This window comes from Polyangiaceae bacterium, from assembly GCA_015075635.1.
Classification (GTDB): domain Bacteria; phylum Myxococcota_A; class Polyangia; order Polyangiales; family Polyangiaceae; genus JADJKB01.
The window spans coordinates 1,107,335-1,126,953 of record JABTUA010000003.1; the positions used below are offsets into that span (position 1 = coordinate 1,107,335).

Annotated in this window: 10 protein-coding genes; 7 read left to right on the forward strand and 3 right to left on the reverse strand. The window is 70.7% G+C overall.

From position 1 onward, the window contains the following. Positions 1 to 42 precede the first annotated feature (42 nt). Together HS104_35560 and HS104_35565 are read right to left on the reverse strand one after the other, a co-directional pair. Complete coding sequence (locus HS104_35560) at positions 43 to 639, reverse strand: hypothetical protein (GenBank protein MBE7485271.1); 597 nt, start codon at positions 637 to 639, stop codon at positions 43 to 45. A 47-nt stretch (positions 640 to 686) separates the two neighbouring features. After that, positions 687 to 1,988 carry an adenylate/guanylate cyclase domain-containing protein gene (locus tag HS104_35565; protein ID MBE7485272.1) on the reverse strand — a complete coding sequence of 434 codons (1,302 nt, stop codon included), beginning with the start codon at positions 1,986 to 1,988 and terminating at the stop codon, positions 687 to 689. Between the two features lie 93 nt (positions 1,989 to 2,081). Here HS104_35565 and HS104_35570 point away from each other — a divergent pair, with 93 nt between their 5' ends. Together HS104_35570 and yjjJ are read left to right on the forward strand one after the other, a co-directional pair. Then, a complete protein-coding gene (locus tag HS104_35570; GenBank protein ID MBE7485273.1) occupies positions 2,082 to 4,538 on the forward strand; it encodes an ATP-dependent Clp protease ATP-binding subunit in 2,457 nt (818 codons plus the stop codon). A 274-nt stretch (positions 4,539 to 4,812) separates the two neighbouring features. Then, a complete protein-coding gene (gene yjjJ, locus HS104_35575; protein MBE7485274.1) occupies positions 4,813 to 6,174 on the forward strand; it encodes a type II toxin-antitoxin system HipA family toxin YjjJ in 1,362 nt (453 codons plus the stop codon). A 1,001-nt stretch (positions 6,175 to 7,175) separates the two neighbouring features. Here the strand turns inward: yjjJ and HS104_35580 are convergent. After that, a complete protein-coding gene (locus HS104_35580; GenBank protein ID MBE7485275.1) occupies positions 7,176 to 7,601 on the reverse strand; it encodes a TPM domain-containing protein in 426 nt (141 codons plus the stop codon). A gap of 288 nt (positions 7,602 to 7,889) precedes the next feature. Here HS104_35580 and HS104_35585 point away from each other — a divergent pair, with 288 nt between their 5' ends. The 5 genes from HS104_35585 to HS104_35605 all read left to right on the forward strand — a co-directional run bounded on the left by HS104_35585 (position 7,890) and on the right by HS104_35605 (position 19,511). Continuing rightward, positions 7,890 to 8,108 carry a zinc-dependent peptidase gene (locus tag HS104_35585; protein ID MBE7485276.1) on the forward strand — a complete coding sequence of 73 codons (219 nt, stop codon included), beginning with the start codon at positions 7,890 to 7,892 and terminating at the stop codon, positions 8,106 to 8,108. Positions 8,109 to 8,201: 93 nt separating this feature from the next. Further along, positions 8,202 to 10,655, forward strand: a complete 2,454-nt coding sequence (locus HS104_35590; protein MBE7485277.1) for a VWA domain-containing protein — start codon at positions 8,202 to 8,204, stop codon at positions 10,653 to 10,655. A gap of 71 nt (positions 10,656 to 10,726) precedes the next feature. Then, positions 10,727 to 14,023 (forward strand): hypothetical protein, encoded by a 3,297-nt coding sequence (locus tag HS104_35595; protein ID MBE7485278.1) that lies wholly within the window; start codon positions 10,727 to 10,729, stop codon positions 14,021 to 14,023. 8 nt (positions 14,024 to 14,031) lie between these two features. Continuing rightward, positions 14,032 to 16,359: a hypothetical protein gene (locus HS104_35600; GenBank protein ID MBE7485279.1), complete on the forward strand. Its 2,328-nt coding sequence runs from the start codon at positions 14,032 to 14,034 to the stop codon at positions 16,357 to 16,359. Next, entirely contained in the window at positions 16,356 to 19,511 is a 3,156-nt protein-coding gene (locus HS104_35605) for a DUF1998 domain-containing protein (GenBank protein ID MBE7485280.1), read from the forward strand. Before HS104_35600 ends, HS104_35605 begins: the two co-directional genes overlap by 4 nt. Positions 19,512 to 19,619: the final 108 nt, after the last annotated feature.

The following is a 19,619-nucleotide window of genomic DNA, read 5'->3' on the forward strand; positions in this document are numbered from 1 at the left end:
TTGGGTCCAGTGTCGTCTCCTGTCCCGTCCCAGCGACCACCATCAAATCTCGGAGTAGGGTCCGGGCACGCAGCGCCCGTACTGGGGAGAGCAGCCCGTGAAGCCGAGCGCCAGGCAGTCGACCTTCTCGATGCGGCCCGCGTTGCACACGACGACGCTGTTGCCGTCGCAGGTCGAGTCGGCCCAGGCCTCGTCGTCCGGGTTGCACTCGGCGGCGATGCCGCAGAAGTGCGCGGTGTCGTAGGCGCCGGGCACCGTTTGGCAGGTGAAGCCGGCTCCGACCTCGCTGCAGGCGATGCTGTGGCTCCGCTCGCCGACGCAAGCCGTCAGCGTGTTCGCCGCGCAGCCGGTGCCGACGAGCATGCCGGGGCCCGCATGGCTGGTCTGGCAGCCCGCGCCCGCGCCGAAGCAGCTCACGTAGTCGCCGTACGCGTCGGGCCCACACTCGAGGCCCACGTCCGCACAGCGAAGGCCGCTGACCACATGGCCGTCCTCGCAGTCCATCGGCCGGCCGCCCTCGCACTGCATGGTGAACGTGCTCGAGTCGCTCCAAGCGCTGTTGCTCTGCTTCGCCGGCGAGCGCGAAGAAGCGCGCACGGAGTAGGTCTGCTGCGTTCCGGTACATGGGAGTCTCGCCACCACGCTCAGACAACTCCGAGCCGGAATCGTTCGCGAGCTGTGCCGGCTCACGCCTTCGCCGGCGGTCGGAGGCTCGCCCGCGGCCCGATCAAGACATAGGTCTTCATCTCGCCCTTGCCCTTCACCTCTATCGTCCCGCGCGGCTCGAAGTGGAACTGCGTGCGCAGGCGCTCGTAGGTGCGCTCCGTCACCTGAATGGTTCCCGGCTCCGCGTGCGCCTCCATTCTCGCGGCGGTGTTCACGGTGTCGCCCCAGAGGTCGTAGGAGAACTTCTTGGTGCCGATGACGCCGGCCACGACGGGGCCGCTGTTGATGCCGATGCGGACGCGGATGGGCTCGCCGGTCGGGGCTTGGAAACCTTGGGCCACGTCGCGGAGCTCCAGGGCCATTTGAGCCACGGCGACGGCGTGATCCTTGCGCGGCGTGGGCACGCCGGCCACGGCCATGTAGGCGTCGCCGATGGTCTTGATCTTCTCCAGGCCGTACTTCTCGGTGAGCGCGTCGAGCTTCGAGAAGATGTCGTTCAGCATCTCGACCAGCTTGGTCGGCGCCATCTTGGCGCTGAGCGGGGTGAAGCCGACCAGATCGACGAACAGCACCGTGGCCTCCAGGAAGCCCTCGGCGATGGCGGACTGCTCGCGCTTGAGCTGCTCGACGATGGACTCGGGAAGAATGTTGAGCAGGAGCTGCTCGGCGGCCTCGCGCTCGCGGCTGAGCTCCCAGCGGGCGCGGTGCTCGCGGCGCCGGAGCTGATCGGCGAGGTGGGTGCCCACGGAGGTGATGACCGCGGCGGTGGTGACCAGGAACAGGCCTTCGACGAGCCAGCCGGCGTCGTCGGGGCGGAAGCGGGCCAGGCCGGCGGCCAGGTACATGGCGAGGACCACGCCGAGCACGCTCAGGATCTGCTTCAGCGTGTAGGGGAAGGCCCAGCCCGTGAACACGACGAACAGGACCAGGGTGCCCACGTCGGCGCCGCCGGCCAGGCCGTAGCGCAGCACGGGTAGCACGGTGTAGGCGGCGTTGCCGATGGTAAGCACCACCGAGAGCGAGAAGGCCCAGCGCTCGAGTTTGTCCACGTAGCTCAGCGCGGCGAAGAGCAGCGCGAAAGACACTGCTACGGCCCGCGCGATCGCAGCCTCCTTGATCGGGCCGACCCCGAAGGCCACCAGGACGGCCAAGGCCAGCCCGTGGACGGCCGCGTAGACCGTGCCGGCGATGCGCAGGCGGCGGAAGATCAGCGCGCGGACGTCGGTCGCGAAGCCCTGGTCCAGCCCGAGCGGGATCCCCGGGCGGACCACCACCGAGCGCACGGAGGCGGGGAACAGCTCGGAGGTGGGAACGGGCGGCACTGGGAAGGGCTCCCCTCGTCGCTTATCACAGGGCCCAAAAGTTGGCCGATTTGGCCGCGAGCTGGGAGTAGTGGAGGGCCCCCGCGTGTCCCCATGAGCCCTCGTATCGAGCCGGAGCTGGTCGCCCTGCGCAAACAGGCGGAGGAGTCGGCGCAGAGCCGCAAGGAACGGGTCACCACCTGCCACCTCCTGGCGGCCATCGCGGCGCGCCCGAGCGTCGCGGCGGATCTCTTGAACGAGCGGCGCCTGAACGACGAGACGCTGCTCAAGGCGGCGCGGGCGGCGACCGACGACCAGAACGACGCGGTCCGGAGCGCCCTCCAGCGAGCTCGGGAGATCGCGGCGCGCATGGGCGGCGTCGAAGCCGGTGGGCTGCACCTCCTGATCGCGCTGGTCAGCGATCGCCATACGGCCGCGCACCGCGCGCTGGATCAGCACGGCGTGGACCTGGGCCGGCTCCGCGCCGCGGCGATGAGCGCGGGCCTCGGGTTCGTGGGGCGACGTCGCACGGCGCCGCGCCGCGAGGTCGTCGAGGAGGAGCCGAAGGCTCGTGCCGCGGCGCGGGTGCCGAGCGGCACCACCATCCCGATGTTTCCGCCAGCTTCCGAGAAGAAGCCGGCGCGGCAGGGCACGGCGACCTTGGTGCGCGATCCACACATGCCGAGCGAGCCGCCGCCGCCCGCGCCGGAGCCGGCGAGCGTCGAGCGCCGGGCGGCGCCGAAGAAGCGCGCGCGCCCCGCCGAAGGCGAGCGCTTCGCGCTGGATCCGCAGAAGTTCCCCACGCTGTGCGGGCTCGGCAGGAACCTGACCCTGGCCGCGGCGCGCCACGAGCTCGATCCGGTGGTCGGCAGGAGCGTCGAGATCGACCAGGCGCTGGACGTCCTGGCCAAGCGCCACGGCAACAACCCCTGCCTGATCGGAGTGGCGGGGGTGGGCAAGACCAGCGTCGCGCGCGGCATCGCCCAGCGCATCGCCGACGCCGACTCGGTGCTGTCCCTCGACGACCGCATCATCGTGGAGATCCCGCTGAGCGAGCTGATCGCCGGCACGGGCGTGCGCGGCGCGCTGGCGTCGCGGCTCGGGTCGCTGCGCAAAGAGGTGGCCGCCAGCGGCAACCGCGTGGTGCTGTTCTTCGACGAGCTCCACCAGCTCTTCGCCGGTGACGCCGCCGAGGAGATCGGCGCCGAGCTCAAGCTGGCCCTCGCCAAGGGGGAGCTGCCCTGCATCGGCGCGACGACGCGGGAGGACTACGCGAAGATCATCGAGCGAGACGCGGCCCTGGCGCGGCGCTTCAGCGTGGTCGAGATCGACGAGCCGAGCCGCGAGGACGCCTACCTGGTGCTGGAGGCGCTCTCCGAGAAGCTCTCGCTCCACCATCACGTGGGCTACGACCCCGCGGCGCTCGCGCTCACCATCGGCTGGAGCGTGCGCTACCTGCCGGGGCGGGCGCTGCCCGACAAGGCGGTGAGCATCGTCGATCTCGCGGGCGCGCGCACGCGACGCCGGGGAGGGGAGCTGGTCACGCCGGAGGCCGTCGCCGAGGTGGTCGCCGAGCTCGCCGACATGCCGGTCGAGCGCCTGCTCGAGACCGACGCCGATCGCTTCCTGCGCCTGGAGGAGATCGTGGCCGAGCGGGTGGTCGGCCACGCCGAGGCCATCCGGCGCATCGCGCGCATCTTGCGGCGGAACGCCGCGGGCCTGGGCTCGAAGCGCCCCATCGGGACGTTCCTCCTGCTCGGACCCACCGGCGTGGGAAAGACCGAGACGGCCAAGGCCGTGGCGGAGGTGCTGTTCCACTCCGAGGGCGCGATGACGCGGCTCGACCTGTCGGAGTTCAGCGAGCCGCACTCGATCGCGCGGCTGATCGGCGCGCCGCCGGGCTACGTGGGGCACGACGCCGGCGGCTATCTGACGGAGGCCGTGCGCCGCCGCCCCTACCAGGTCGTGCTCCTGGACGAGATCGAGAAGGCCCACCCCGAGGTGCTGGTGAGCTTCCTCGCGGTGTTCGACGAGGGCCGGCTGACGGACGGGCGCGGCCGGACGGTGGACTTCACCAACACCGTGATCCTGATGACCTCGAACCTCGGTGCTAACGAGGCGGGGAGCGCGCCCAAGCGCAAGGTCGGCTTCGGCGCCGAGAGCGGGCCGGACACGAACGAGGTCGAGAAGCGGGTGACGGCGGCGGCGCGGGCCGCGCTGGCCCCGGAGCTCTACAACCGCATCGACGAGGTGCTGGTGATGAGCCCCCTCGGCCGGAGCGAGGTGCGCGAGATCGCCCGGCGCCTGCTCGAGGGCGTGAGCCGCACGCTCGAGCGCCAGCGCGGCGTGCGGCTCGAAGTCGAGGACGCGGCCATCGACTTGCTCCTCGACGCCGGCGGGTTCGAGCCGACGCTGGGCGCGCGCCCCATGAAGCGCACCATCGCCCGGCTGGTCGAGGCGCCGCTGGCCGAGCAGATCTTGCAGGGCAAGCTCGGCTCCGGCGACGTCGCGTTCCTGACGGTGGACGGCGGCGAGCTCGGCATCGACGTCTTGTCGAGCGCGGCGGAGTGAGGCGCCGGCGCCTCAGCGCTCGCCTTCGACTGGAAGTGATCTTCGGTTTGCGCCGCGCTTCGATCGTGGTCGCAGAATGAAGAAGTCCATGGAACGAGACACGTTCCGTCGAGTCTCATCGTGATCAGAGCGCCGCGCTTTCGCGTGATCGTCTCCACTGACGGGTGAGGACACATGGCCAGAAACGCTCCACAAATCAATGCAATTCTTGAGCACAGAATGATGTAATACACTGAGATTGCTTGTGTAAATCAATTCTGCTATTCATTCTGTCGTGCCCCGATTGGATGCCGAGGAAAAGCGCCGACAGCTCATCGGGTACCTGATGAGTAGAGGTCCAGCGAGCGCCAGAGAGCTGCTCGCGCATCTGCGCGTGAGCCAACCCGCGGTCTCACGACTGATCGCCTCCGTGAGCGACGAGATCTTGGTCGTCGGAAAGGCGCGAGCGACCCGCTACGCAGCACGTCGCCGCATCCCACGCGTCGGCGATCGCGTGGTCATCTACGAGGTGGACGAACGGGGCGGCTCTCGTGAATGCGCAGTTCTGCACGCGCAGGGCTCGACCGGCTTCTTCGTCGAAGCTCGTGTCACCGAGGTCGAGCAGGCGTTCCACGGCGACCTGCCGTATTTTCTCGACGGCATGCGCCCCGCCGGATTCCTGGGACGCTCCGTGCCCAAGCAGCATCCCGAGCTCGAGCTTCCGGCGGACGTTCGAATGTGGTCTGCCGACCAGTGCCTGAGCTACCTCACACGTTTCGGTTGGAACCTGTCGGGCAGCTTCATCCTCGGTGAAGAGGCGTTTCGACTCTTCCTGCGCAACACCGAGAGCCCTCCGAGCCTCGTGGCACGCTCGGACCGCGCACGAGAGTACCCACGCCTCGCCGAGGCTGCGCTTCAGGGGGGCACGCCGGGCTCGTCAGCGGTCGGCGAACAGCCGAAATTCCTCACGCAGCGCACGCCCGGGCCAGTCGACGTGCTCGTCAAGTTCTCGCCCCGGATCACCGATGCCACGACGCGGCGCAGCGCAGATCTCCTCGTATGCGAGCACATCGCCCACGAAGTGCTCCGCGACCACGGCCAGGGCGCAGCGAGCTCCGAGCTCGTCGTTGCCGACGGCCGCATGTTTCTGGAGGTCGAACGCTTCGACAGGCTGCCAGGCGGCGGACGGCGCGGCCTGATCTCGTTTCTGGCGCTCGACGCCCAGCTCCTGGGGCGCTTGCAGAGCTGGAGCGACAGCGCGCACGCCCTCCACGCGCGGGGGCTCATCGACGCGAGCATTCGCGATTCCATCCGTTGGCTCGAGCTCTTCGGCGGCCTCATCGCCAACACCGACATGCACCTCGGCAACCTGAGCCTCTTCATGCGGGGCACACGCGTCACCGCACTCGCTCCAGCCTACGACATGCTCCCCATGCGCTACGCGCCGCGCGACGGCCACGGAACGGACATGGCCTTCGAGCCACCGCTGCCGAGCCCGGCTGACGCTCCACTCTTCCCCGGGGCGCGGCGCGCCGCATTCGACCTGTGGCAACGCATCGCAAGCCACGAGTCCATCTCGCCCGAGCTCCAGGGCGTTGGCCGGGCCAATGCGGAGAAGCTTGATAAGATGGAGGGCATCGAGCGCCGGCTGCCCTAGCTCCTTCGTCTCTCGACTCCGGTCCAGCGCGGCAGGCCCCGACGACCTCACTTCGGTGCGGGACGCGCGTGCGTCTCCGCCGGAATCGTGAAGTGAAAGGTGCTCCCTTCGCCCACGGTGTGCCCGCTCCAGACGGACCACGACCTGGCCGCCGTGCGGGCAGAACTCGAGCGCGTTGCTCAGCAGATTGGTGAGAACCTGGGCCAGGGCTTCCCGTTGCTTTGGCTCCAGCTTGGCATGCTCCGCCAGAGTCTGCTTCTGGCGCGGGCCGCCTTCGGCGCCATCACCAGGCAAGCGACGGACACTGTCAGGGACAGAAAGAGGAGCGCCCGTCGCGCCGCAGCCCTTTCGCTCCTCGAGCGGCGCGGCGTCATCGAGCGCGGTCCCGACCCGCGCCTCGCCGACGATGGCTTCGCCGAGCGCGAGCCGGAGCTCGCCGCCCTCGCCACCGCCGCCGTCACCGGCAACCCACCCGCGGGGCCCGAGCACCGCCAGCGTCCCCCCATCGCGTTGCCCGAGCACGGCGAGCGCTCCGTCTCCGGCCTCTCCGCCCGCGAGGACGGCTTCTCCGTGCACGCCGCCACCACCGCTCCCGCCGGCGACGCCCGCGCTCGCGAGACGCTCCGCGCCCCTTCGGGCATCGTGAAGCGCGTCAAGTACGTCCTGTGCCCGCCGCTCGCCCAGGACCGTGTGCGCCGGCTCGGCAGCGGGCTCGTCCGCATCCTGCTGAAACGTGCGTTCTCCGACGGCACCACGGCCATCGACCTCGACCCGCTCTCCCTGCTCTGTCGGCTCGCAGCCTCGGTCCCACGAGTTGCGCATGATGGATCGCACGCTATCGCGACGGAGCTCGCTGCCTGCTCCGCGCGGGAACAAATCAACTTCCTCGAACGAGAATTTCGGGCGGAGTTCAGGCGCACCTGCGCGGCCGGGTGCGCGAGCGGGTACGGTGTCGACGTCGTGTGCTGCCAAGGGAAGTGCGACGCGTCGCGCGTCCTACCTCACGAGCTCGTCACGAGATCGGGCAACTCGTTGCCCGCGATGTCCTCGCCCGCTGCATGCTTCCGGAGCACATCCCCGATCTGCTCCAGCGCGGCGCAGAGCCCGGCAAGCGGCTCCCCGATCGAGAAGCCACGGTCAATCTCGGCGGTCACGCTCTTCCAGAACTCTGGCGTGGTCGCGCCTCCAATCCCCGAGCCCGCGTGCACGGCGGAACGACCTTCGTCGAACGAAACGTAGAGCAGCACGGCGGTGTCTTCTCGTGTGCGGTGCATGCCGAACGACTCGAACAATTGGTCTGCGCGGTCACTCGCTGTCGTGCCCTGCGGGGAGGTGCGTTCGACGTGCACGCGCACCTCCCCGCGATGTCCCTTCTCTGCCGCTGCGATTGCGTCGTTGAGCTCCTGTCGAGCGACCTGATCGAACATGCTTCTGCCTCGCGAACGCTGGTTGCCCCGGGACAGAGTAGTCGAGATGGGCCCGCGGCGCAGCGATTGGACGCCGTGGGACGTCAGCGTATGATGACGTTCGGCTCGCCTGGAAGGGGCGACTCTGTGCGAGCGATCGCTGGACAGAGACGGTCGGCTGACTCCAACGTCACAGGGGGGCTTGCACATGGACCTCCGTTCTCGCGTGATCTCGTCGGCTGCTGGTTCTTCGGCCGCTGCGAGACCATGCGGCTGGTGGAGCAGGCACGTCGCGCGCCTCGTTTCGGCATGAGGGCCTGGCCACGGCGAGCGATCCTCGTTCACCGCAGGCTCGCCGCGGTGCGGCGGGAGCGCGAGGTGCTCCGGGAATACGCGGGCGAAGACGAAGCCGAGCTCTTCGCGGTGGCGGTGGAGACCTTCTTTGGCTCGGCTGCGCGCGAGCCTTGCCGTTCAGGTGTTTCACCGCGGCCGAGCTGCGCTCCCAACACCGTGATCCTGATGACCTAGAACCTCGGTGCGGGCGAGGCGGGGAGCGCGCCCAAGCGCAAGGTCGGCTTCGGCGCCGAGAGCGCGCCGGACACGAACGAGGGCGAGAAGCGGGTGACGGCGGCGGCGCGGGCCACGTTGGCGCCGGAGTTCTACAACCGCATCGACGAGGTGCTGGTGATGAGCCCCCCAAGGCGTCGTCGACGAACATGGGCGGATCCGCGGCCGGCAGGGGACGAAGGCGGCGACCTCCTCGCCACCCACGGTGGTTCGCCCGTAGCGTCCGGCACGCCGCTGGCCGAGCAGATCTTGCAGGGCAAGCTGGGATCCGGCGACGTCGCGTTTCTGACTGTGGACGGCGGCGAGCTCGGCATCGACGTCTTGTCGAGTGCGGTGGAGTGCCTCCGGCCGGGAAGCTCTCGACAGCGCGCGAGTCGTGTCTGCTATCCTCGGCGACCGAGGTCGATGGCTGCGCTCCGCATCTTGCTCTCGGCAGCCTTCCTGGTCGCGCTGGGCGCAGCGCCGGCGCGGGCGGCACCGCCGACACGGCTGAACGTAGTCGTGGTGCTCGACGTGTCGCTCAGCATGCGCGACAACGACCCCGACTACCTGGCCCGGCTCGCCGCCCGCTTGCTCTCGGATCTGACCGACGCGCGCGACAAGGTGACGCTGGTCAGCTTCGGCAGTGGAGCCAAGAAGATCCTGAGCGCCGGCGGCGACGCGCACGACGCGCTCCAGAAGGCCCTCGACGGCGTGGTGCCCGCGGACAAGTGTACCGACTACGCCAGCGGCCTGGGCGCTGCGGCGGCGGAGCTGTCGGGTCCGCAGCCGGCGGGCGAGCGGCGCCTGGTCGTGTTCCTCACCGACGGTGAGTACCACCCCGCGAAGGATCCCGCCGAAGGCTGCACCCCGGCCACGCGCTTCGAGAACCCGAAGCTCGCCGACGAGGACCGAGCTCGCTTCGAGAAGGGCGTCCTCGACGCGGCATCGCGGCTCTCGGCGGCGCACGCCAAGGTCTTCGTGGTCGGGCTCGGCGGCGCCTTCGACAAGGCGAAGCGCTCGCGCGCGCTGCTCGACGAGGTGGCCAAGCGCACCGGCGGGCGCTTCCTCGCCGCCACCAGCGCCGATCGCGTGCCCGAGCTCTTCACCGACGTGTTCGCGACGCTGGTCGGCGCCCCGGTGTTCAAGCCGGCGCCGGCCGGCGTCGTCAGCATCGACGTCCCGCCCGACGCCGAGCAGCTCCACCTGGTGGCGCGCGTGGACGATCCGAGCGGCGGCGTCGAGGTCACTCGGGGCGGCACGAAGCTGCCGTTCGGCAAGCCGGCGAATCAGGTCTCGGGCCCGACGCTGCGCCTCGAGCGCGGCAAGCGACCGCGCGGCTACGCCGTGGTCTGGCTCGGCAAGCCCGATCCGGGGGTGATCGAGCTGCGGCCGACGTCGAGCAAGGGCCCGCTCGCCGTCTGGGCCATCGCCGACGTGGGCACCTCGCTCCGCATCGAGAAGCTCCCCGCCGTCGTGCCGGAGACGGCGTCGCTCTCGGGGCTGGTCGCGCTGCGCAGCGGGCAAGGCAAGCCGGTGGCGCGCGATCCGAGCTACCTCGGCAAGGTGACGTTCCACGTCGAGCTCGCCGGCTCGCCGCCCCGCGCGCTGCCTGCCGCTGGTCGCGAAACGGCCGCCTTCGACTTCGGCAAGCTGGCGCCGCGCGCCGCGCCCTACGTGCTCTCGGCGCGCGCCGAGCACGAAGAGGGCTTCTTGCAGGTCGAGCCGGTGAAGCTCGAGGTGCGCGTCATCCACCAGATCCCGCTCGCCGTGGAGCTGACGCCGCTCGCCTTCGACACCATGGCCGAGCCCGGCGTGGTCGCGCGCGTCACGGCGCGGGTCGTCGCTCCCGCCAAGCTGCCCGCGGACGTCCGGCTCGACCTGGTGCTGCCGGAGGACGCCCGCAAGGATCTTCGGGTCGAGCCGCCGACGCTCGCCTTCGGGCCCGAGCGGCGCGAGCAGGTGCTGAGCTTCAGCTTCGCGGAGCCCGAGAGCTTGCGCGGCACCGATCGCCGCTATCGCGGCGAGCTCGCCGCCGTCGTCTCCGCCGAGCAGCAAGGGCTGGTCAGCGCCGGCGTGCGCTGGACCGCACCCGTGGACGGCACGCTGCGCGCGTGGACGCTCGGGCGCTGGCTTCGCGAGTACCGCTGGCAGCTCGGGCTCGGCCTCGGCGTGCTGTGGCTCTTGCTCTGGCTCTTGGGCCGCGCGCTCGCCGCGAAGTTCCCGCCCAAGGCGCGCATCCACCACATGGAGGTGGGCGAGCCGTTCGAGAGCGACTCGCTGATCAAGCGCCACGCCCGGCGGGGCGCCTACCGCAGCGCGCGCTTCCGCTTCCCGCTCGGCAAGAAGGCCAAGCCCCTGGTGTCCTTCGTGGCCACCGGCTCGGGCTTCGAGGTGCGCCCCGAGGGCGCAGCCGTCACCGAGCTGGGCATCGAGCCCGCGACCGAGAAGCGGCAGCCCTTCCGCGGCAGCTGGGAGCAGCGCTATCGACTCGGAGATCGCTACGAGGTCTGGCTGACCCGTTCTTGAGGTGTTTTCTGGCATCGAGCCGCGGAAGGTCGCGGTAAGCTGCCCGCTCTCACCTTCGAGCGGGGAGTCGAATGATCCAGAAGATGAAGATCCCGCCGCACCTGTTCATCGGGCTCGGCGGCTGTGGCAGCAAGATCGTCAACGAGATCGCGCGCAAGCTCAAGCGACGCAAGGAAGAGTACGCGCGCTACGCGGACCTCGTTCACTTCTTCGCCTTCGACACCGATCAGCACGAGCTGAAGCAGGCCGAGAGCGTGGACGTTCGCGTGCCGATCTCGAACTTCGACAAACGCGCGTTCGTGGCCCACGCCTTCGGCGAGCGCGGCGCCCCGGAGGATCCGTTGTTCACCTCCTGGTGGCCGGAGTATTACCTGCCGCGGGACGTGGCCGGGGCCGGCGCGGGTCAGATCCGCATCGAGTCGCGGCTCTCGACCTACTTCACCCTGAAGTTCAAGCCCGAGGTCTTCGCCGCGCTCGAGCAGGCGGTGGGCCGCTCCTACGGCATCGACTCGCGCTTCCGCGATCAGGACAAGGCGCCGATGGTGCACATCTACGCGAGCCTCGCCGGGGGCACCGGCAGCGGCGCGTTCCTGCCCATCGCGCACGTGCTGTTCGACCTGTTCCGCGAGCACGCCCGCCCGATCATGGTGAGCACGCTGGTCTTGCCCGCCGTGTTCCGCCGCGCCGGCCTGCCGGCGCAGCAGCTCGACAAGATCATGGCCAACGGCTACGCGGCGCTGATGGAGCTCGAGCACATGCAGGCCGCGAGCGACGACGAGCCCGTCGAGTTCCAGTACGACCCCCGGGCCAAGGAGCGTCAGGTCGTGCGGCGCCGCGCCTTCGACCAGATCTACCTGGTGGACGACATCGGCGCGGGGCGCGAGGTGATCACCGACACGCGGCAGGTGTTTCAGGCCATCGCCGACAGCGCCTACTCCCAGATCTTCAGCGACATCCTGGGGCGGCAGTCGTCCACCGCGGACAACGACGAGCGGGAGATGGGGGTCACCGACCACCAGAAGTACACCAAGCGCTACGGCAGCTTCGGCCTCAGCGTGCTGGCCGTCCCGGACGACGACATCCTCTCCTACTGCGCGCACCGCTTCGCCGTCGAGGCGCTGAACAACACCTTCGCGCTGCCGGCGGAGGCCGAGCCGGAGGCCACGTCCCACAGCGATCGCGAGCGGCGCGATCAGGAGTTCGTGCGCTCGCTGCTCGCCAGGGCGAACCTGCCCGGGGAGACCGGCGGGTTCTACCGCCGCATCGTGGACGGCTGCGACGGCAACCCCGAGCTGCAAGGCGCGGTGGACCGCTTCCTGCGCAGCCTGGACACGGAGCTCGTGAAGCGCCTGGAGCGGCACATCGTGCTGCCGCGCTGGAACGAGGAGAAGCTGCTCGAGTACGACGAGGATCCCGAGAGCGTGCGCATCGAGATGCCCAAGCGCCTGGAGGCCTGGAAGAAGGCGGCGGCCGACGCGCGCGTGAAGATCGATCAGGAGGCCGGCTTCATCGCCAAAGAGGTGGAGGGCGATCAGCACGAGCACAGCTTCGGCCAGCTACTCGGCGACAAGGGGCCGATCTTCGAGCGCCTGTTCCTGATCCGCGTCGCCGCCGCGCTCCGCGAGCGGCAGGCGCGCGCTCGGGCCGCGGAGACCGCGGCGGAGCAGGTGCTGCGCGGGCTCGACGCGGGGTACATGCAGTGGGTGCAGCGCCTGACCGACGCGGCGCCGAAGACCGTGATCGAATACGTGCGCGGCAACGACTACGGGCGCGAGGTCGTGCCCGAGTTCATGGCCTGGTACCGGAACTCCATGGAAGGACCCGACGCCACGCGCCTCGGGGCGTCCGGCGTCGTGGATTTGTGCGAGGACCTCTTGCGCGCCCTCGAGACGCGCAAGGACCGGCTGGGCACGCTGTTCGCCGAGCTCACCAACATCCGCGCCAAGCTCGAGGCGGCGGCGGACGAGCTGCGCCGCTACGGCGTGCGCCGCGACGAGGGCGGGCTCTCCAACGACCACGTGCTCGACGTCGAGCTCTACCAGAACTTCGAGGACCCGAGCGCATTCCGCATGTGGCACTGGGTGTTCGAGCGCCGGGAGAACCCGGCCGCGGACTACGATCCGAGCAAGATCTTCCCTGCCGTGCAGAAGGCGTATTCGACGGTGCAGCACGCTCGCCACATGAGCGCCGCCGTGAGCGAGGCGCTGGTCGAGATCGGCAGCCAGACCTGGCGCGAGCGCATCCTCGGCAAGGACGAGCCGCGCGGTCTGGACGAGATGGGCCTCGAGCTCTCGTCCGCATTGCAGGAGGAGGCGCGCCTGTCCCTGGCCTGGGCCAAGCTGCGCAAGCACCACGGGGACGCCGCGAGCCACAGCTTCCGCGCCCACCGGCAAGACTGGGAGATCGCGATGGAGTCGGTCACGACCGCCCAGATCGACGACTACATCCGGCACAAGGTGCACTTCGCGGCCAAGAAGTGCGCGCCCTTCCTACGTCTCCGTCGCGAGGAGCGCGCGACGGGCATCGAGCCCAAGCGCTACGTTTCGTCCCACCCGACCTACCTGGACGACGCGCGCCTGGCGGCGGCGCTGCTCGAGAACGAGCGCTTCCCCATCAAGGGCGGAGACGTGCTGCGCACCGACGACCCCAAGCGGGTCACGTTCTACTGGAGCGAGCTCGGCATGCCGCTCTACCGGCTCGAGAGCATGGACGACCACTACGACCGCTACCACGACGTGAAGCGGGACGAGCTGTCGCGCGGCAAGGTCTACCGCTGGCGGGATCTGCCCTTCCAGCCGAAGCACGCCGCCTCCCACGCCGAGCACTGCGAGGGGCGGAAGGTCCCCGACATCCCGCTCCACATCGACAAACGCTGGGAGGGCGCGCCGGACGAGTTCGCGTGCCTGGCGGACGTCGCGCCGAAGGCCGTGGTCGCCAATCACGGCCGCAAGGCCTGGCTCGAGCAGCGCGATCAGGTGCGGACCACGCGGGCTGCGGAGGAGCTCGTGTCGTTCGTGTGGGCGCAGTGCTTCGCGCTCGTGACCCGGACTCCGGAGGGCGAGCTCCGCTTCGCCAACGACGACATCCCGGATCGGGACCGCACGCTGGGCAAGTTCCGCGACGCGGCCTTCGCGCGCTTCAGCGACGCCAAGCTCGCCATCCGCGAGTGGTTGGTGCAGGTCATCGACGAGCGGCAGAAGAAGTTCGTGGACGACCGCGACCGCGACGGCGCCAAGAGCCTGGTGGGCGCTCACGTTGAGGAGCTCAAGCGCCTGAGGCTACAGCTCGAGGGCAAAGAGCAGGCGTTCGTCGAGCAAGAGCTCGCCGCCGCCGAGCAGGCGCTCGACGCGCTGCTCTCGAAGATGTAAGTGGCGTCTTGAGCCGGGTTGCGAGCCCCACCATCGTCCTCGGTCTCGGGACGTTCGGCTGCGAAGTCGTGGAGCGCCTGCGCCCGCTGTCGGACGCACGCACGATCCTGCTCGAAGCCGACGCTGCGAAGCCCGCGGGGGAGCACGTTGCGCGCGCGGTCGAGAGCGCGGAGAGCTTGCTCGGGCTGTCCGGGCTGATCGAGAGCCGGGAGCCCGGCGACGACCGGCGTCCGGCGCTCGATTTGTTCGTGGTCGCCGACCTCGGCGAGCCGGAGGTGGCCGAGGGGGTCCCCGATCTGGTGCGCGAGCTGGGGCAGCGGCTCGAGAAGCGCTTCAGCCACATCTTCGGCGGCCACGATCAACCGAACCTCACGCTGTCACCGGTGCTGGCGCTCACTGGCTCGCGCTCGGGGCAGAGCCCCACCGGCGCCGCGCGAGCGCTCGGACGCATCGAGGCCGAGGCGTTCGCGGGCGGGCCGGCCGGGGGTCAGGTCCCGCCGCCCGTGCCGCGGGTGTTCGTGGTGGAGCAGCAGACGAGCCGCTACGAGCTCTCGCAGGCGGAGCTGACCAGCACGGTGGTGAGCTTCCTCTCGCTCCTCTTGCGCTCCTCGCTCCGGCAAGAGGAGCCCATCCGCGGGTTCTTGCGCGGGCCTCCGGAGCAGCTGCGGGATCGGCGCGTGTTCGCCTCGTTCGGCTGCGCCACGCTGGAGCTGTGCCTGGAGCGCTACTGCGTCGCCCAAGGCGCCGCCGATCTCGTGGAGAGCATGCGGGAGGTCCCGAGCACGGGGGCGGCCGCCGGTGCCGCGCGCGCGCACCGGCTCGTGCCCGCGGCGGCGGATCTCGAGAGCTCCATCCAGAAGCACGACTCCGGCGGCGATCTGATCGAGCTCCTGCGCGCGCAGGCGCCCCACATCGACTACCCCGGCATCGATTGGCACCACACGCCGGAGCAGATCCGCGATTTGAGCTACGGCTGGGGTTGGTACGAGGCGCTGGAGAGCAACGTAGACTCGCTGGTGCGCCGGCTCGACGACTCGGAGATGGACGAGCTCAGCCGGGTCGCGGACGAGCGCGGGCAAGCGCTCTCGCGGCGCCTGCTCGACGACGCACGGAGCGCCATTCGGGAGCTGGAGCGCTCCGGTCCCCACGGCTGGGCGGCGGCGCTCCGGCTGGCGGAGCAGCTCCACGCCCGCGCCGAGCGCGAGACGCGCAGCCTCGAGAAGCAGCTGCGGGGCGAGCGGCTGCCGCCGTTTCCGAAACCCGACGCGGTGGAGGCAGCCTTCCGCGCGCTGCGCGAGGAGAGCACGCTCCGGCCGCGCCCCGTGCGCCTGTGGGTCTTCGGCGCGCTCGGGGCGCTGGTCGCCGCTGCGCTGCTCTCGTTCTTGCCGAAGTGGGTGCTGGTCGCGCTCCTCTGGCGCCGCGTGCCGCTCACGACCCTCGAGCCTTCGGCGAGCAGCATCGCGGTGACCGGGCCGGCCGCGTACCTGGTCGAGCTGCCCTGGGTGTTTGCCTGGCTCCTCATCGCCATCGGTGCGGGCCTCGGGTTCTGGCTCAGCCGCTACCGGAAGAAGCGCCACGAGGCGCTGCTCGCCGCGCGGGACTCGCTCGAGGCCGCGGTCACCCGCTTCCTGACCGACGCCGTCGCGCCGTCCATCTTGGGGTACTACGAAGCCCGGCTGCGCTTCGTGATGCGAGCCTGGGCGCTGCGCGGCCTGTCGCGGCTGAAGGACGCCGCTTCGCGCGAGATCGATCGCCTCACCGGCATCAGCGCCGCGCTCGCGCGCCTGAGCCGGGAGCTCGGCGCCGAGGCGCGCCGCGTGGAGGCGGAGCGCTCCGGCGGCGAGGGCGGTGATCTCCTGTATCGCACCCGCGTCTCGCCGGAGCTCCTGACCTCGACCTATCGAGCCGTGCGCCCCGCCGCCGATCTCGCCGAGAGGCTCTTCGAGCAGTCGCTCGCCGACACCGGCGCCGGCGAAGGCGAGGTGCCGGCCTACCTCCTGCCGGAGAACCTGGTGGCGGTGGTGGAGCCCCACGTCCAGCCGTCGGGGAGCGTGCTCGAAGAGCACGCCGGTCCTTCGGTGGTCGAGTTCGTGCGCGAGCTATCCGGCAAGCTCGGGGTGCCGCTCGAGATCCGCGGCTTCGACGAGAGCAGCGCGGAGCGGAGCTACCTGTTCGCGCCCGAGTGGGCCATGGGGCCGCTGGCCGCTGCGCGCGACGCCCTGCGCTCCCTGCCCGAGCCCCTCCCGCACGCCGACGCCGATCGCGTGCACCTGGTGACCGTGCGCACCGCCCTGACCCGTTCGAGCATCGTCGTGCTCGCGGAGGCGGCGCCATGAGCAAGCTCTTCGACCTCTTGGTCAGGCTCTACACGTTCTCGCCGCTGCTCGGCACGGTGCTCCAGACCGCGCTGACGCTCGCCATCGCCACCTTCGTGGGCCGGCGCGTGCTCGCAGCGCTCCGGGAGCGATCGAAGCGCCTGTCGCCCGGTCCGGTCCTCTTGTTCGCGGCGCTCCTCACTGCGCTCGGGTTCTGCGCGCTGCTCGCCTACCTCGCGGCGACGGGCCGCTCGTTCGAGCAGGCGCTCGTCGAGTGGCTGACGGGCGCGGAGGGCGTTCCCATCGAGAAGCTCGGCGCGCACCGGCATCCGGTGGTGCTGGGCATCGCGTACATGCTGCTCTACTCCGTGTTCGTGCTGGTGGCGCTGGTCACCGCGTGGCTCCTGGGCCTCACGCGCGGGGACGGCGGCGTCGCGCGTGAGGTCGAGGCTGAGCTCGGCACGTCCTACGCGGAGCGCTTCTACAGGCTCGCCGGGCACATCGAGGCCGGCGCCGCCGAGGCGCGCTTCTACGCCTGGAACAAGCCGCTCCTCAGGTTCCTGCGCTGGGTACAGTACCTGAGCTTGCCGGCGGCGGTGACCGGCGCCATCGCGCCGCCCGTCTGGGCGGTCCTCGCCATCGTGATCGAAGGCGTGGCCTTGAACCTGGTCCTGCCTCCGAAGCCGCCGGAGGAGAAGGCGAGGAAGAAGGCCGCAGTGCCCGCGCTCGAGGCCGGCGTCCGCGACTCCGAGCAGCTGGTGAGGGCGCTCTCCGCCGATCCGCGCGGGCCTCGCCTGGAGGTGCGGGACGGGGGATTTCTGCCGGGCAACGGCGAGCACCGCGCCGCACGCACTCGCGTCGCGGAGGAGAGCGCAATGCTCGGCGACGTGATCGAAGAGCTCGGCATCGAGGGCTTCTACGTTCACCAGGAGGCGGCGGTCGAGGCCATCCTGGGCGGCAAGAACGTGCTGATGGAGACGGCGCCGGCGAGCGGGCGCCGTACGCTCTGCGATCTGCTCGCGATGCGCGCGGTGCTGCTCGAGGGCGGCAGCGTGCTGTACCTGTCGCCGGACGCCGCCGAGAGCGCGCGGCGCGCCAGCGCCTTCCGCGAGATCGCCCGGCGCTCGGGCTGGCGCTGGGCCATTCACCTCCACGATCTGGCCAGCTCGGGGCGCCGCGGCCTCGACCTCCGGGCGCGCCAGCCGCAGATCGTGTTCGCGACGCCGGAGGAGCTGCACCAAGATCTCTGCGCCAAGCGCCAGGAGTGGGACGCATTCCTCTGGGGGCTCTCTCTGGTCGTGGCCATCGACCTCGATCGCTACGCGGGCGCGACCGGCGCGAACCTCATGTATGTGATGCGGCGTCTGCACCGCGCCGCAGCGCTCGAGGGTGGCAAGCCGAGGGTGCTGTGCACGGTGGCGCCCTACGGTCCGGACGTGCTCGGCTTCTGCGAGCGCCTGATGGGCGCGTCGCTCTCGGTGGTGGGGCCCGAATCCGACAGCCGCGGCGCGCCGCCGCAGCAGGTGCTGGTGGCGCGGCCCCAGGCCGCGGCGGAGCTCCACCCCGCGGTCGCCGCGCGGGGCGTCGCCATCGCCTGCGGCTACGCCGCCGAGAGCTGGGGCTTCGGCTCGGTGCTCTCGAGCTTCGAGCAGGAGCAGCAGGTGAACCGCGTCCTTCTCACCTGGGGCAAGGCGGTGATCAACCCCGGCGACGACTCCCAGCTGCGCCTGGACTCGGCCGAGGCCCTCGTCACTCGGCTCTCGGCCGGGAAGGCGGCGATGCTCGGTTTCTTCACCCGTCACGCGGGCCGGAGCGCCATCGGCGTGTTCAGCGCGGCCGCCGAGGAGGTCGGAGCGCGCCGCGCCGGACCCACCGAGGTCGAGCTGCCGTTCGGCGGCTTCGAGAAGCCCAAGGCCGAGGCGAAGCCCGAACCGGAGGCGAGCAAGAAGGACGAAGAGGACGAGGCCGAGGAGACCGACGAGGCGAGCGAGGCGCCGGCGCTGGTGGTGCGCGCCGATCGCATGGTGGACATCTGGATCCCGGATCCGGATCCGATGAGCCAACTCCTCGGGCGGCACCCCGTGTGGCTGCACCCGCAGTCGCTGCACCCGATGCTCGGTCTCGGCTCGAGCCTGGTGGCGACGCCGGACAACCTCGAGCTCGCCGAACGACACCTGCGCTGCGCCGTGGCGGAGGCCCCGCTCCTCGCCAGCGAGGCCCTGCGGGACTTCCCGGCCCAAGCGGTGGCGCGTCTGGTCGAGGCCGGAGGAGCGGCGGGGGTGACGAACCGCCGGCGTCGCCTCCTCTGCACCGACGGCACGGTTCGGGAGGACCAGGAGCTGGCGCTCAGGTCCGAGCTCGCGTCGCGTGGCAGCACGCTCGCGGCGAGCACGGACACTGGGACCCTGGTCGATCGCGCCGACGGTGAGGTCGTCCTCTGCACGGACCGCGCGCGCATCGCCGCCGTGGCCTATCCCGGAAGGGTGTCGATCGTCGGCGGGCGGCGCTACCGGGTGCTCCTGCCCGACGAGCAACCCGAGCTCGAGCGCGGCCTGCTCTACGCGGAGCCCGAGCGCCGGCGTCTGGTCACCTCCCGGGTGCGCCGGCTCGCCTTCGAGCTGTCCGGGCAGGGCAACGAGCTTCACCTGGGCGGGGGCTCGAGTGTGCGCTTCCACCAGCCGCGCGTCGACCTCGTGGAGACCGTCCTCGGTGTCCGCATCGCCCACGAAGCGCGCGCGAGCGCCGACGAGCTGTCCTATCCGAAGCCCATCGAGGTGCGCTTTCCCACCAGGGTCGCGGCGCTCCACCTGCCGGGTGCGCGCCCCGAGGCGTTGCACGCCCTCGAGCACCTGGTGCGCGCCACGCTGCCGGCCTTCGTGCGTCACGCCGAGGACGACCTCGACGTGACCTGGCGCGGAGGGGACGATCCCGCGCTGGTGTTGGTCGATCGCCATCCGGGAGAGGTCGGCTTCGCTCGCGTAGTGACCAGCGAGGTGCTGCGCCACGTGCTGTTCTGGAGCCGAGAGATCGCGCGGGAGTGCGGCGGAGGCGCAGCGTGCGAGCGAGACGACGGCTGTCGTCTGTGCGTGGCCGACGTCTGCCTCTCACCGCGGGACGAAGCGCGCCCCTCGAAGCGCGCCGTGCTCGCGCTGCTCGGCGAAGTGTTGGGGTAGGCGCGAGTGCCGCAGTGACGAGAGCCGGATGCTCGGTCACGACGCTGGCGAGCGTCGCCGTCGCCCGGCCCGCGCTCCCGGGTGGGCAGGTCGATGGCTTCAGTGATG

What these genes read in the sequence shown, in the direction of transcription:
- HS104_35570 (MBE7485273.1), top strand. Translation starts at nt 2,082, where the DNA reads ATGAGCCCTCGTATCGAGCCGGAGCTGGTCGCCCTGCGCAAACAGGCG.
- HS104_35580 (MBE7485275.1), bottom strand. Translation starts at nt 7,601, where the DNA reads ATGTTCGATCAGGTCGCTCGACAGGAGCTCAACGACGCAATCGCAGCG.
- HS104_35585 (MBE7485276.1), top strand. Translation starts at nt 7,890, where the DNA reads ATGAGGGCCTGGCCACGGCGAGCGATCCTCGTTCACCGCAGGCTCGCC.
- HS104_35595 (MBE7485278.1), top strand. Translation starts at nt 10,727, where the DNA reads ATGATCCAGAAGATGAAGATCCCGCCGCACCTGTTCATCGGGCTCGGC.
- HS104_35605 (MBE7485280.1), top strand. Translation starts at nt 16,356, where the DNA reads ATGAGCAAGCTCTTCGACCTCTTGGTCAGGCTCTACACGTTCTCGCCG.